Raw genomic sequence first — 13,990 nt, 5'->3', positions numbered from 1 at the left:
CGCCCCCGACCCGGCTCCCGGAGAACGCACATGACTGCCACTCCCGAGATCATGACCGCCTTCACCAGCGGCCTCAAGGACATCAACCTCGACGAGTCCAGCGCGCCCCGCCAGGGCGAGAAGGCCGCCGGGATGAAGAAGGCCAGCGCCACCATCTACGACATGGCCGCCACCCTCTCCGGTGAGGGCGACCTGTGGAACTGGGGCATGTACGACGCCAGGATCGCCGAGGAGATCCGGGCCCTGCTGCCCGGGTTCGGCGAGCCGTGGACCGACGGCTTCAGCGAGCAGCTGTACTTCCTCGCCCTGCGCGACCTCCCGGTCGAGCTCGACGACCTGGCCGGCCGGGACGTCCTGGAGGTCGGCTGCGGCATCGGGGCGGGCCTGAACTTCCTCTCCAGGATCGTCCCCGAGGCCCGGATGACCGGCCTCGACCTGTCGCCCAGGGCGATCACCCGGGCCAACGCCACCCTCGCCCGGGGGAGCGGCCTGCGGTTCGTCCACGGCGACGCCGAGGAACTCCCCTTCGAGGACGCCTCGGTGGACGTGCTCGTCAACATCGAGAGCTCGCACACCTACCCCGACCTCGGCAAGTTCCTGCGCGAGGTCGAGCGGGTGCTGCGCCCGGGCGGTCACCTCAGCCACATCGACGTGTTCACCCGCCAGCGGTACACGGCGATGCGCAAGACCGCCGCGGAGATCGACGGGCTGGAGTGGACCACCGACCACGACATCTCCGCCGAGGTCCGCGCGGCGGTGCGGCGGCGGATGGCGCAGGGCAGCCACTTCCGCAAGAAGCTGGAGCGCCAGCGGCTCAACCCGCTGATGCGCCAGATCGTGGCGCACAGCCAGATCCTGATGTTCGGCGGCATGTTCGCCGGCTACCAGCCGAACTCCACGATCCGGGCGCTCAGCCGGATCGGCGTGGTCCCGTGGATGAGCGGGCTGCCGATGGAGAGCTACCGCCACCAGATCGCCGTCCGCCGATGACACCGTCCGGCGGGGCGCCGGCTCCCGGCGCCCCGCCACCCGGACCGAGAGAGGGAGACGTGAACGCACGGCTGTTCGCCGTCGCCGCCGACACCGGGGACCGGCTCCGGGCGGTGCTGTTCGCCCACCGGGCCCGGATCCTGGACGGGCGCGACCTGCCACCGCTGGCCCACTACTGCCGGGACGCCGCGACCGGCTCCGCCGGCCCGTGCCGGGTCGCCTTCGCCGTCGAGTCGTACGAGGAACTCGCCGGGCAGCTCTCCGAGCGGCTCGACGGGTCGAGCACGGCGGAGGGCGGCGGGAGCCTCCCGGAGGCCGCCCCCGACCGGCCCTCCGGGCTGGTGTTCGTCTTCGCCGGCCAGGGCGCCCAGTGGTACGGGATGGGGTGCGAACTGCTCGCCACCGAACCGGTGTTCCGCGAGGCCCTGCACCGCTGCGACCGGGAGGTCCGGGAGTTCGCGGGCTTCTCCGTCGTGGAGCAGATCGGCCTGGACAACACGGCGTCCAGGCTGGGGGAGATCGACGTCCTGCAGCCGACCATGGTGTCCCTGCAGATCGCCCTGGTGGCGCTCTGGCGCAGCTGGGGCGTGACGCCGGACGCGGTGGTCGGCCACAGCATGGGGGAGATCGCCGCCGCGTACACCGCCGGGGCGCTGTCCCTGCGGGACACCCTGATGATCGCCTGCCGGCGCAGCGGACTGCTGCGGCGGATCGTCGGCAAGGGGGCGCTGGCGACCACCGAGCTGCCGCCCGCCGAGGCCCACGCGGTGGCCGCGGCCAGCGGCGGCCGGATCAGCGTCGCCGGGGAGAACAGCCCCCGCTCGACGGTCCTGGCCGGTGACGCGGACTCACTCGCCGCGCTGGTCGAGGAGTTGGAGCGGCGGGACGTCTACTGCCGGGTGATCAAGGGCACGGTGGCCTCGCACAGCCACTACGTCGACGAGCTGCGGGACGACCTGAGGGCCGCGCTGCGCTCGCTGCGGCCGGTTCCGACGCGGGTGCCGATGTACTCGACGGTCACGGCCGAGCCGGTGCCCGGCACCGAACTCGGCGCCGGCTACTGGATGCGCAACCTGCGGGAGCCGGTCCGGCTCGCCGCCGCGGTGGAGGGGCTCCACGCGGCCGGCCACGAGGTGTTCGTCGAGGTCAGCACCCACCCGGTGCTGCTCAGCCCGATCCGGCAGACGCTGGAGCACGGGGAGCGGGCCGGTCGCCTGCTGCCCTCCGGCCGTCGGCGGGCCGAGCGCCGCTCGGTGCTCGACTCGCTGGGCGCGCTCCACCAGTGCGGGTTCCGGCCGGACTGGTCGGCGCTGTTCCCGCCCGCCGGGTCCGCGTCGGCGCTGACGCCGTACCAGGCGGCCGTGCTGGATGCGGTGCGCCGGCCGAGGCCGGTGCCGGCCGGGATCTGAGGGGCCGGGCCCGCTCGACGGGCCCGGAGGGGAAAGAGGCGGAAGGCCCCGCGTTCCGGGTGCGGGGCCTTCCGCCGGTCTTCATCCGGCGCTGCCCACGGGGGCGGCGAGCCGGTAGCGGTTGGACTCACGGGCCAGCAGCCCGTCGTCGACGAGGGCGCGCCGCAGCGAGACGGCGTCCAGCACGCCACCCTCGCACCAGGGCTGCAGGCGGTCGGTCACCGCGCGCTCGTCGTAGTCGTCGCCGGCGGCGAAGGTGCTCCCGGCGATGTGCCCGAGCACCGCGAGCCTCGCGTCGTCCTGCTCCGGCACGTCGACCAGGATGCCGCCGCGGATGTGCCCGCGCAGCTGCGGGTCGGGCTGGTCGGCCGCCATCTCCTCGGCCACCCGCCGGGCGGCGGTCTCCGCGGCCTCGGCGAGGGAGGCCTCGTCCAGGGCCAGCGAGCCGCGGCCCTGGACGAGCAGCCCGCTGCGGACCAGCTGTCCGATGGCCTTGGCGGCCTGCGGTGCGGCGAGCCCCGAGGCGGAGAGGATCTCCGAGGAGGTCGTCGCGCCGAGGGCGAGCGCCGAGAACACCCGGCGCAGAACCGGATCGCCCAGGTCGATGGCGAGTTGTTCGGGTGTCATGAGAGAACGCATCCTTTCCGAAGCCTGCCGGCCCGTGCGCCCGGCACGGGCCGGTTCCCATCCGGGGGTCAGCGGCCCTTGCGCTTGACCTTGATCTTGGACAGGTCGGTGGAGACCGACCGGAGGTCCCGGTAGGTGCCCCCGAGCTTGTGGATGGCGGCCGCGGCCAGCTCCTCGGCCTGGCCCAGCACGAGGTCCTCGGTGTCGTCGTCGGTCGCCGGGATGAGGACGCGGAACGTGAAGGTGAGCAGGGCGGGCTCGTACGTGACGGTGCCCTCCTCGGTGAACCGGGCCTTGAACAGGTCGTGCTCGCCGGCCTGGGCGACCAGGGAAGCCCGCTGTTCGTCCGTGAGCTCGGCGAACTTGCCGTGGGTGATGACCTGGTAGGTCGTACCGCTCATAACTGTGCTTCTCCAGGTGTGGGTTCGGTCACCGGCCCGCGTTCCACGGGCCCGCGCGGTGGAGTTGATTGCGCGTCAGTCGGTGACAGGGCAGCAGGTCAGCCTAGCAGTCGGGGGCGAACACCCCTTCGGTCGCCGAGGCTCACGCCTGCTGCTTCTCCGGCCGGTGGGTCCGGTGCGGCAGCAGGAACAGCAGGCCGGTGACCAGCACCAGACCGCCGGCCGCCCAGTACAGCGCCTCGCTGTAGGTGGCGATGAAGGTCTTGGAGCGGATCTCGTTCAGGGTGCTGCCGACCGTCTTGGCGTCGGCGCCGGAACCGGCGTCCTGGCTGCTGCCCGAGCTGCTCGCGAGCAGCGTGGTGCAGCTCTCGGGCACCTTGGTCAGGTCGGGCTGGCCGAGCGAGTCGGTCGCGCAGGCGCGGATCGCCCCGGCCTGGGCCGGTGCCACCGCCTGGACGGTCGGGATGACCTTGTCGGCCTGCGGGCCCGCGTTGCTCGCCAGGGCGGAGAAGAAGACACCGCCGATGATCGCCACGCCGAGGGCCGCGCCGAGCTGGCCGGTCGCGTTGATGATGCCGGACGCCGCGCCGGCCTCCTGCGGCTTGACCTCGCGCAGGATCAGACCGGTCAGCGGGGCCATCAGCAGACCCATGCCGGAGCCGAGCAGGAGCATGGACGGGACGGCGTGCCAGGAGGTGATGCCGTCCCCGGCGTGGTTCGCGACCCAGGCGTAGGAGCCGACGCCGAGCATCATCGCCACGGCGCCCGCCACCAGGGTGTACCGGCCGTACCGGGGGTAGAGCGTGCGCACCGCGATGGTGCCGACGATCGGGACCCCGAGCGAGAACGGGATCGCGGTCAGACCGGTGTGCAGCGCCGACCAGCCCAGGCCGCCCTGGAGGTAGAGCGTCCAGCTGAGGAAGAAGCCCGCCGGCACGGCGCTGAAGAGCATCTGCGCCGCGACGCCGGCGCCGAACGCGCGGACCTGGAACAGCGAGAGGATCACCAGCGGGGACCCGTCCTTGCGGGTCTTGTACCGCTCGTAGAAGACGAAGCCGACGAGGACGGGCGCGGCGCCGAACAGGCAGGTGATGCTCCAGGCGGGCCAGTCGAGCTCACGGCCGAGCATGAGCGGCAGCATCAGCAGGAGCAGGCCGACGATCGCGAGCAGCATGCCGATCAGGTCCAGCCGCATCGCGTGCGGGGACTTCGACTCCCTCATCCACTTCGAGGCCCCGACCAGGGCGGCGATGCCGACCGGCAGGTTGACCACGAAGATGGCGCGCCATCCGAGGTCGAACGGGCTCCAGTCGACCAGGGCGCCGCCGAGGATCGGGGCGGCGACGATGGCCAGGCCGATCATGCCCGCGTACAGGCTGACGACGCGGCCGATCTCCTTCGGGTCGAAGGTGACGTGGATGACCGCCAGGACCTGCGGAACCATGATCGCGGCGGTCATGCCCTGGAGGATGCGGGCGACGACCAGCATCTCGGAGTTCTGCGCGGCCGCGCAGAGGGCGGAGGACACCACGAACCCGGCGACGCCGGTCATGAACATCCGCTTGCGGCCGAAGATGTCGCCGAGCCTGCCACCGGTGATCAGGATGGCCGCGAACGCCAGGGTGTAGCCGGCGGTCACCGCCTGGACGACGACGGCCGACGCGCCGAGGTCGCCCTGGATGGTCGGGATCGCCACGGTGACGATGTTGACGTCCAGCAGGTCCATGAAGGTGGCGACCAGCAGGACGGCCAGCGCGAGCCACCGCTTCGGGTCCGGCGCGGGGGCGTCGGAGGCGACAGGCGGTTCGGCGGTCGGCTGCGCCGCCTGCCCAGCCTTGCTGCTCATGGGTTCTTCTCCGGCTTCTCGATCGGTGGCGTCCGGCCCTTGTCGGTCGGACGCCCGGGGGACGGGCGGGAGGCTTCGTTGGCGGGCGCGGGGTTCCGGGCGAGCGCGCTCCACGAGCGCATCAGCAGTTCGATGGCGTTCGCGACGGTGTCGATGTCGCTGTCCTCGGGGGAGATCACGCGCTGGATGGACAGTCCGTCGCCCAACGAGTGCACGACGAGGGCCAGGAACTCGACCGGGGCCGGGGGGGCCACCGAGCGGTCGGCGAAGCCCTGTTCCAGCGCCTGGGCGAGCGCGGCGCGCGAACGCCGCTCGCGGTCGGCGAGCACCGGCAGGAGCTTCGGGTCGCGCAGGCCGTAGAGCCAGAGCTCGGTGCGCAGGGCGAGCCAGCTGCCGAGGGTCTCGTCGCGCCGGCGGTACCAGGAGCGCATGTGGTCCATCAGGTCGTCGAACGACCCGGCGTCGCGGCTGAGCTCCTGTATCTCCTCGAGCTCGCGCTGGGTGCGCTGCTCCAGCAGGGCCAGGACGAGCTCGTGCTTGCCCTCGAAGTTGCCGTAGAACGCGCCGCGGGTGTAGCCGGCGCGCTCGACGATCTGTTCGACCGAGGTGCCGCTGACACCGTGCTCGGCGAAGAGTTCGGCCGCGGCCTGCAGCAGCTGCTCGCGGGTGAGTTCCCGGCTCTGCTGCCGGGTGAGCCGCCTGGTGATGGTGATCGCCTCCTGATGCGCCGTCGGATACAAGACTGTATCCCAATACGGCTCTGTATCTGAAATGGATTCCGGAACGACGAAGGGCTGCCGTCGCCTCCCGGGGGAGGCGACGGCAGCCCGAGGGCGACCGGTGGGGCGAATCCCGAGGTCAGTGCACGAAACGGCGCATCAGCCGGTCCAGTTCCGCGGCCGGGTCGGCGGTGATGCCGCCGTGCACCGGGCTGGGCTGGACGATCGCGCTGCGCGGCGCGGTGAGCCAGCCGAAGCGGGTCCGGGCGGTGCCGCCGGCGGCGGGGCCGGCGGCCCGGTCGCCGGTGCAGATCGCGCGGATCGCCTCCAGGGCCCCCGCGACGGCCACGACGTCGACCTCGGGGTCGAGGGCGCGCAGCCGCGCCTCGTCGAGGTGGATCGCGGCGCCGAGGTAGTCGGCCTCCTTGCAGTACAGCAGCGCGCCGACGTTGATCCGCTCGCCGCGGTCGACGCGGGGAACGGCGTACAGCAGCGCGTAGTCGAATCCGATGGACGGGGTCGTCTCAGTGCTCATGCCGGCCACCAGCCGCGCTCGCCGGCGCAACGGGCCGTGAGGTAGTCGCAGTAGCGCTCCCGCAGCACGTCGGGTTCGAGGCCGTTCGCGGAGTTCATGCCCAGGAGGAAGTGGTCGGGCACCATCCCGACGACCTCCTCGACGGTCTCGCGGGTCACCAGGGCCGCCAGTTCTGCGTCCAGGTCCCGGAGCTTCGCGTCGGAGACCTCGGACACCGGCTCGCTCAGGACGTGCGAGTCCATCGGGTACTTGCGGTTGGCCCAGGCGTCCACGGCCGGCCACGAGTGCTGGAAGATCAGCGCGGCGCCGTGGTCGATCGCCCACAACTGCCGGTGCCAGATCAGCAGGTTGGGGTTGGACCAGGTGCGGTCCACGTTGGCCGTCAGCGCGTCCAGCCAGTAGATCCGGGCGGCCTCCTCGGCTGGCGGCTGCCACTTGATGCCGTCGTAGTTCACCGAGCCGGGCAGGAAGTCCATGCCCAGGTTCTGGCCGGTGCTCGCCAGCAACAGGGCCTGGACCTCCTGGTCCGCCTCGCGGCGGGCCAGTTCGGGGTCTATGTCGAGGAGGACCAGCTCGGGAACCCGGATGCCCAGGCGCCGTCCGAGCTCGCCGCACACGACCTCCGCGACCAGGGCCGCGCTGCCCTGACCGGCCCCCCTGAACTTGACCACATAGGTGCCGTCGTTGTCGGCCTCGACGATGCCGGGTAGTGAGCCGCCCTCGCGCAGGGCGGTCACATACTGCGTGCCTTTCACGTTCCGTAACATGCTGGGCACCCTACTGGGGGCGGTGGTGTGCTCCAAAGCGCCGGCCGAATCCTCGCCGTCGGCCCGGGAGTTCGCGGTCGCGGCGGCCGACCGGCCGACCCGTTCCCCGGTGAATTCCCGAGCCGGCGGGCGTGGCTGGATTGTTGTCCCCGTCGATGGTTTTCGGCCGATCTCCGGGCAGGGCCGGACGGACCCCTCCGACGACGGTGGCCGGGTGATCCGTTCCGACCGACACCGCGATCGGTCGTAAGGCGGGGTGAAATGACCGTGCATCAGCTGGTCAGCCATCAGAAACGCCTGGTGGGGGCCCTGATGGAGAAAGATCGAAATAACCGGAATGAAATCCGCCGATGTGGGGAAGGCCTTGTCCGGTCCACCTGTCGAACGGGTGTCCGTTCGGCGTGGCGTGCGGGCGCGTCGCCGACGACTCCCGTCGTGAACGAACTGACACCCCTTGCGGGTCGTGGACATGATCGTTCATGATGATCGGCGTCGGGGGGGCGAGACCACGGGGACGTGGGAGGCGCGATACGCCTCTACAGCCGCCGACTGTTCTTCTTCGACGGGTTCCACGAATCGTGCGCGGGCGGTTTGCCGCGCAGCCTCGGAGCCCGCGCGACGACACATCAGGGACGGGGGATGTGGTGAACCGGCGCTGCCGAGAGATGTCATGCGCATGTCCGGAGGTGGGAGTCGGCGGTACGGAGCCGGACCCCCTCCTGCCGCCCGTCCCGGCCACCGGGAGGCCGGCGTGCTGAGCCGGTCGGTCGTCCTGGGGCTCCCCTCGCTGTCCGTCGGCGGACTGTCGGAGAACTGGCTGCTGCGCGAGGCCGGCGACCTCCACTGGGAGCTGATCGGCAATCACTTCGGCAGCAAGGTCGCCGACCTGGCGGACGGCGACGGCACCAGACTGCTGCCCGCCTTCGTCCGGGTCCGGCTCACCGCCGCCGACTCCCTGCGGTTCTTCGCCGAGCACGACCGGGGGCAGCTCGACGGCACCCTCGCCAGGCTGGACGACCAGGCCTTCGTCAGCGACGTCCGGTTCGCCACCGCCACCTCGCACGTCGAGGCCCGGCTGCTCACCTCCTTCGTCCGCAGGGGCGCGGGCAACTGGCTCTCGCCCGGCGCCCCGCGCAACCCGGGGCGGGCGCCGGTGGCCCAGCCGACCGCCGAACACCTGGAGTTCCAGGCCGAGTTCCGCGCCAGGAACGGGCTCGGCCCCGGTGCCGGCCCCGGGTTGTTCCAGGACACCTACGAGCTCAACCCGTTCGCCGACGTCAACGCGGCCGGACTGCTCTACTTCGCCTCGTACCCGCACATCAACGACCGGGGCGAGCGCAAGTACCTGCAGTCGCTCGCGCCGGGAGGGGAGTGGGCCGTCGAGGCCTGCACCCTCAGCCGGGACATCCTCTACCTGGGCAACTGCGGCATCGAGGACTCGGTGCGCTACCGGCTGGACGAGTGCCGCTTCGAGTCGGACCACCGCGCCGTGCTCACCTCGACCCTGCTTCGGGAACGCGACGGCCGGCCGCTCGCCCGGATCGAGACCGTCAAGCGCCTCGTCCACCCCGGTGTCTTCGCCGGCCTCTGGGACGGCGGGACGGCCTGGACCGGGACCGCCGCACCGGCGCCGGCGCCGGCCCCGGCTCCGGCTCCGGCGCCCGCCGCGTCCGTCCCCGACGACCTGGAGGCCGACCTCCTGCCGCTGCTGGAGGACGTGCTCGCCCGGCCCGCCGGCTCGCTGACCGCCGAGGACGACCTGCGCCCGTTCGGGCTGGACAGCCTGGCGCTGTCGGAGCTCGCCGCCCGGGCCGAGGACGACCTCGGGCTCGAACTCGACCCCAGCACCATGTTCCAGGCGTTCACGGCCGCCGCCATGGCCCGCGTGCTGCGCGGCGAGCGACCGGCGGCCGCGACCGGCCCGGTGACCACCGCGCCCCGCGACCCGTCGGCGCCGATCGCCGTGGTCGGCATGGCCGGCCGGTTCCCCGGCGCGGAGAGCGTCACCGAGCTGTGGGACCTGCTCGGCCGGGACGTGGACGCCGTCCGCGACATCCCGCTCGACCGGTGGGACACCGCCGCCCACCCCGACGTGGTGGGCAGGGCGGCCCTGCTCGACGACATCCGCCGCTTCGACCACGAGTTCTTCGGCATCAGCCCGCGCGAGGCGGCGCTGATGGACCCCCAGCAGCGGCTGCTCCTGGAAACCGCCTGGGCCACCGCCGAGGACGCCGGCTGGGACCCGACCGCACTGGCCGGCACCCGCACCGGCGTCTACGCGGGCGTCTGCCACTCGGACTACGCCGCCGTCCTCGCCGAGCACGCCGGCCGCGACGAACCGCACCTGAGCGTCGCCGTGTCGCCGTCCCTGGTGGCCAACCGCGTCTCGTACGCCCTCGGGCTGCGCGGCCCCAGCGTCGCCGTGGACACCCTCTGCTCCTCCTCCCTGGTCGCCGTCGCCCAGGCCGTCGCCGCGCTGCGCGCCGGCGAGTGCGACCAGGCCTTCGTCGGCGGCGTCAACGTGCTGTGCGACCCGGCCCGGCAGAACGCCTACCAGCGCACCGGCGTGCTGAGCCCGCGCGGCCGCTGCCACACCTTCGACGACGACGCGGACGGCTACGTCCGGGGCGAGGGCGTGTGCGCCCTGCTGCTCAAGCCGCTGGACCGGGCCCTGGCCGACGGGGACCGCGTGCACGCGGTGATCCGCGGCGTGGCCGTCAACCACGGCGGACAGGCCCAGTCCTTCACCGCGCCCAACCCGGAGGCCCAGGCCGACCTGCTGGTCGCCGCGCACACCGAGGCGGGCGTCGACCCGGCGACGATCGGCTACCTGGAGGCGCACGGCACCGGCACGCGCCTCGGCGACCCGATCGAGGTCTCCGGGATGGTCGCCGCGTTCGAGCGCCTCTACGACGCCTGGGGTCACCCGGGCCCGGAGCGGCCGCACTGCGGCGTCGGCTCGCTCAAGACCAACATCGGCCACCTGGAGGCCGCCGCCGGGATCGCGGGCATGATCAAGGTGATCCTGGCCATGCGCCACCGCACGATTCCGGCCACCCGCAACATCACCCGGCCGAACCGGATGATCAAGGTCGAGGGTTCCCCGCTGCGGCTCCAGCGGGAGCGCGGCCCCTGGGAGGAGCCGACCGGCGGCGGCCCCCGCCGGGCCGGCGTCAGCTCCTTCGGCATGGGCGGCACCAACGCGCACGTCGTGCTGGAGGAGGCCCCCGCGGCGCCGGCCGACCGGCCGCTCGACGGCCCGGTGGTCGTCCCCGTCTCGGCCCGCACCCCGCAGGCGCTGCGCGCCGCCGTGGCCGCGCTGCTCGCCGTGGTGCGCTCGCCGGACGCCCCGCCGCTCGCCTCCATCGCCCGGACGATGCGCACCGGGCGTGCCGCCCTGGCGCACCGCGTCGCCGTGGAGGCCACCGACCTCGCCGGACTCGCCGAGGGGCTCGCCACCGTCTTCGACCGCGAGCCCGCCGCGGAGCGGGAGTCGACCACCCCGGACGCCCCGCCGGTCTCGCTGCCGACCTACCCGTTCAGCCGCGACCGGCACTGGGTGGCGCCCACGGCCGGCGCCGAGTTCCTCACCACCACCTGGGAGGACGCGCCCGCCCCGCCGACCGTCCCCGCCGGTCGCCTCCTGGCGGTGACCGCCGACCGGGAGCTCGCCCGCCGGGTGCTCGGCGAGCAGGCCGTCGTGCACGTCCCGGGGGAGCCGCTGACCGACCCGGCGGGCCTGGCCGGGATCGTCGACCTGGTCGACTGGAGCGAGCCCGGCACCCGGGTGACCGAACGGATCGCGCTGCTCCAGCAGGTACTCGCCGCCAACACCCGGTCCGGACTGCGCTGCGTCCACGTGAGCGGCGCCGAGCGGTCCGTCCTCGCCGGGTTCTACCGGGCCCTGTCCGGCGAGTTCCCGGCCGTCCACTCACGGACCGTCCGGGTGGACGGCGACGACGACGCCCTCGCCGCCGCCCTGGCCACCGAGACGGCCGCGGTCGACCGCGAGACCGAGCTGCGCCACACCGGCGGCCGGCGCCGCCGCCCGGTGGCCGGGTTCGCCCCGGCCGCCACCGGCGCCGACCCGCTCACCGGGCTGGACCGCGGCGCGACGGTGATCACCGGCGGCCTCGGCGGGATCGGCCTGCGCCTGGCGGCCCACCTGGCCGACCGCGGCGCCCGGCACCTCGTGCTGCTCGGCCGCTCCCGGATGCCCGCCCGCAACCGGTGGGCGTCCCTGCTCGCGGACCCGGCCACCGACCCGGTGCTGCGCGCCCGGCTCACCGCGCTGACCGCGCTGGTCGAGCGCGGGGTGACGCTGACCGTGCGCACCGACGCGCTCGACGACGCGGCCCGGCTGCGCCGGCTGTTCGGCCAGGTCAGGAAGCAGTCCGGGGAGATCGTCGCCGCCTTCCACTGCGCCGGCGTGATGGACCGTCCGACCTCCTTCCTGGCCCGCGGGGCCGAGGAGATCGCCCGGGTGCTGCGGCCCAAGACCGACGGACTGCGGGTGCTCCGGTCCGCCTTCGGCGGGCAGCCGCCGAAGCTCCTGGTGCTGTTCTCCTCGGTGGCGGCCGCCTCGCCGCGGCTGGCGGCGGGCTACCTGGACTACGCGGCGGCGAACACCGCGCTCGACGACTTCGCCGAGGCCCGGGCCGACGAGCCCGGCTGGGTGGTGCGCTCGCTGCGCTGGCCGCTGTGGCGCGAGGTGGGGATGGGGGCCGACCGCACCAGTGCCAGCGCCGCGCTCGGCGTCCCCGACGTGGACGGGACGGACGCGCTGCGGCTGTTCGACCTCGCCCTGCGGGTGCCCGACGGGGCGGTGCTGCTGCCGTGCCTCGTGGAGCGCTCGTCGGTGGCCACGGCGGAGCTGTACCTGGCGCCGCAGCCGGCCGCCCCCGCGCAGCCGGCCCAGGCCACGCCGGTCACCCCGGCGGCCCCTGCGGCCGCGCCGGACCTCGGCTGGCTGTTCGCCGTCGTGGCCCGGACGACCAGGGTCGACCCCGCGCTGCTGGGGCCCGACACGACGCTCGGCGACGTCGGCGTGGACTCGCTGCTGATGGCCGAACTGGTGCGGGCGCTCGAAGCCGAGCTCGGCGACGTGGTCGACCCGAGCCTGCTGCAGGAGCACCCGACCCTCGGCGGGCTCGCCGCCGCCCTCGGCGCTCCGGCCGCCGCTCCCGCCGCTGTCGCTCCGTCACCCGCCGCTGCCGCCCCGAGCGCGACCCTCGCGCTCGCCCCCGCTCCCGCTGTCGCTGCCGCACCCGTTCCCGCTGCGGCCACCGGGCGTCCGACGCCCATCGCCGTGATCGGCATGGGCTGCCGCCTGCCCGGCGCGAGCGACCCGGACGGGCTCTGGCAGGCCCTGCTGGCCGGCCGTGACCTCGTCACCGACGTCCCGGCCGACCGCTGGGACACCACCGGGCTCTACCACCCGGACGGCGGCCACGGGCGCAGCCAGAGCAAGTGGGGCGGGTTCCTCGACGACGCCGACCTGTTCGACCCCGGCTACTTCGGTTTCGACGACGAGACCGCACGGCACCTGGACCCGCTGGTGCGCAAGACCCTCGAGGTCTCGGTGGAGGCCGTCCGGGACGCCGGGTACACCGACGCCGAGCTGCGCGGGCGTCCGGTCGGCGTGTTCGTGGGCGCCCGCACCGGCAACCACCGCCTGCACCTCCAGCCGCCGAAGCGCGAGTACATCGTCGGCGTGAACCAGAACTTCGTGGCCGCGCACGTCTCGCACTTCCTCGACCTCACCGGCCCCAACCTCGTGGTCGACAGCGCCTGTTCGTCCTCGCTGGTGAGCATCCACCTGGCGGCCCAGAGCCTGGCCTCGGGCGAGTCGTCGATGGCCCTGGCCGGCGGGGTCGACCTCCTCTTCGACGAGGAGCCGTACCTCATGCTCAGCGCCGGCAAGGCGCTGTCCCCCAGCGGCCGCTGCCGCACCTTCGACGAGTCCGCCGACGGGCTGGTGCCCGGCGAGGGCGCCGGGATGGTGCTGCTGAAGCGGCTGGACGACGCGCTGCGCGACGGCGACCGGGTGCTCGCGGTGCTGGAGTCCTCGGGCGTCAACAACGACGGCCGGACGATGGGGTACACCACACCGAACGGCCGCGCCCAGCGCTCCCTGGTCTCCGACGTGCTCACCCGCGGCGGAATCGACGCCCGGACGATCGGGTACGTCGAGGCCCACGGCACCGGCACGATGATCGGTGACCCGATCGAGCTCCAGGCGCTCACCGCCGTCCACCGCGCCCACACCCAGGACCGCGGCTACTGCGGGATCGGCAGCATCAAGAGCTCGATGGGACACCTGCTCAGCGCCGCCGGCGTCGCCGGGTTCATCAAGGCCGTGCAGACCCTGCGGCACGGCACGCTCGTGCCCACCCTGCACTGCCACCGCCCGAACCCGCGGTTCGCCTTCGCCGAGTCGCCGTTCTTCCCGGTGACCGAGGTCGCGGACCTGCCCGCCGGAAGCCGGGTCGCGGTGAGCGCCTTCGGCTTCGGCGGGACCAACGCCCACGCCGTCCTCGGCGCCGGCACGCCCGGAGAGCCCGGGCGCCCCCCGCTGCCGCCCCCCGCCTACCGTCGCCGCCGGTTCTGGCACCGGCCCGCCGCCGCCGTGACCACCCCGGCCCCGCGCAGGTCTGCCCGGCTCGACCTGACGCTCACCTAATCCGGCGCGCCCGC

General features: G+C 73.7%; 9 protein-coding genes. 3 read left to right on the top strand and 6 right to left on the bottom strand.

The genetic code is table 11. The annotated features are described in order from the left end of the window. The first annotated feature begins 30 nt into the window (after positions 1-30). Positions 31-990 carry a class I SAM-dependent methyltransferase gene (locus ACZ52R_RS31490; RefSeq protein WP_360493096.1) on the top strand — a complete coding sequence of 320 codons (960 nt, stop codon included), beginning with the start codon at positions 31-33 and terminating at the stop codon, positions 988-990. Between the two features lie 59 nt (positions 991-1,049). Then, positions 1,050-2,399 carry an acyltransferase domain-containing protein gene (locus ACZ52R_RS31485; protein ID WP_465754560.1) on the top strand — a complete coding sequence of 450 codons (1,350 nt, stop codon included), beginning with the start codon at positions 1,050-1,052 and terminating at the stop codon, positions 2,397-2,399. An 81-nt stretch (positions 2,400-2,480) separates the two neighbouring features. Here ACZ52R_RS31485 and ACZ52R_RS31480 read toward each other — a convergent pair whose 3' ends face one another. The 6 genes from ACZ52R_RS31480 to ACZ52R_RS31455 all read right to left on the bottom strand — a co-directional run bounded on the left by ACZ52R_RS31480 (position 2,481) and on the right by ACZ52R_RS31455 (position 7,282). Then, positions 2,481-3,026 carry a DUF2087 domain-containing protein gene (locus ACZ52R_RS31480; protein WP_360493090.1) on the bottom strand — a complete coding sequence of 182 codons (546 nt, stop codon included), beginning with the start codon at positions 3,024-3,026 and terminating at the stop codon, positions 2,481-2,483. Positions 3,027-3,094: 68 nt separating this feature from the next. Further along, a complete protein-coding gene (locus ACZ52R_RS31475) occupies positions 3,095-3,427 on the bottom strand; it encodes a DUF6204 family protein (protein WP_360493087.1) in 333 nt (110 codons plus the stop codon). A 142-nt stretch (positions 3,428-3,569) separates the two neighbouring features. Continuing rightward, a complete protein-coding gene (locus ACZ52R_RS31470; RefSeq protein ID WP_465664393.1) occupies positions 3,570-5,273 on the bottom strand; it encodes an MFS transporter in 1,704 nt (567 codons plus the stop codon). Then, positions 5,270-6,013, bottom strand: a complete 744-nt coding sequence (locus tag ACZ52R_RS31465) for a TetR/AcrR family transcriptional regulator (RefSeq protein WP_465624040.1) — start codon at positions 6,011-6,013, stop codon at positions 5,270-5,272. Before ACZ52R_RS31465 ends, ACZ52R_RS31470 begins: the two co-directional genes overlap by 4 nt. Positions 6,014-6,131: 118 nt before the next feature. Then, positions 6,132-6,527, bottom strand: coding sequence for a DUF3037 domain-containing protein (locus ACZ52R_RS31460; RefSeq protein ID WP_391492856.1), 396 nt, complete (start codon positions 6,525-6,527; stop codon positions 6,132-6,134). Further along, positions 6,524-7,282, bottom strand: a complete 759-nt coding sequence (locus tag ACZ52R_RS31455) for a HipA family kinase (RefSeq protein ID WP_465624036.1) — start codon at positions 7,280-7,282, stop codon at positions 6,524-6,526. Before ACZ52R_RS31455 ends, ACZ52R_RS31460 begins: the two co-directional genes overlap by 4 nt. 763 nt (positions 7,283-8,045) lie before the next feature. Here ACZ52R_RS31455 and ACZ52R_RS31450 point away from each other — a divergent pair. Then, positions 8,046-13,976 carry a beta-ketoacyl synthase N-terminal-like domain-containing protein gene (locus ACZ52R_RS31450; RefSeq protein ID WP_465664394.1) on the top strand — a complete coding sequence of 1,977 codons (5,931 nt, stop codon included), beginning with the start codon at positions 8,046-8,048 and terminating at the stop codon, positions 13,974-13,976. Positions 13,977-13,990 lie beyond the last annotated feature (14 nt).

The organism is Kitasatospora sp. NPDC034023 (genome assembly GCF_055575795.1).
The sequence above is the reverse complement of the archived record's forward strand: the minus strand, read 5'-3'. Positions and strand labels throughout refer to the sequence as shown.

Coding starts and splice junctions, on each gene's coding strand:
- ACZ52R_RS31490 (WP_360493096.1), top strand. CDS start 31: ATGACTGCCACTCCCGAGATCATGACCGCCTTCACCAGCGGCCTCAAG.
- ACZ52R_RS31480 (WP_360493090.1), bottom strand. CDS start 3,026: ATGACACCCGAACAACTCGCCATCGACCTGGGCGATCCGGTTCTGCGC.
- ACZ52R_RS31475 (WP_360493087.1), bottom strand. CDS start 3,427: ATGAGCGGTACGACCTACCAGGTCATCACCCACGGCAAGTTCGCCGAG.
- ACZ52R_RS31470 (WP_465664393.1), bottom strand. CDS start 5,273: ATGAGCAGCAAGGCTGGGCAGGCGGCGCAGCCGACCGCCGAACCGCCT.
- ACZ52R_RS31460 (WP_391492856.1), bottom strand. CDS start 6,527: ATGAGCACTGAGACGACCCCGTCCATCGGATTCGACTACGCGCTGCTG.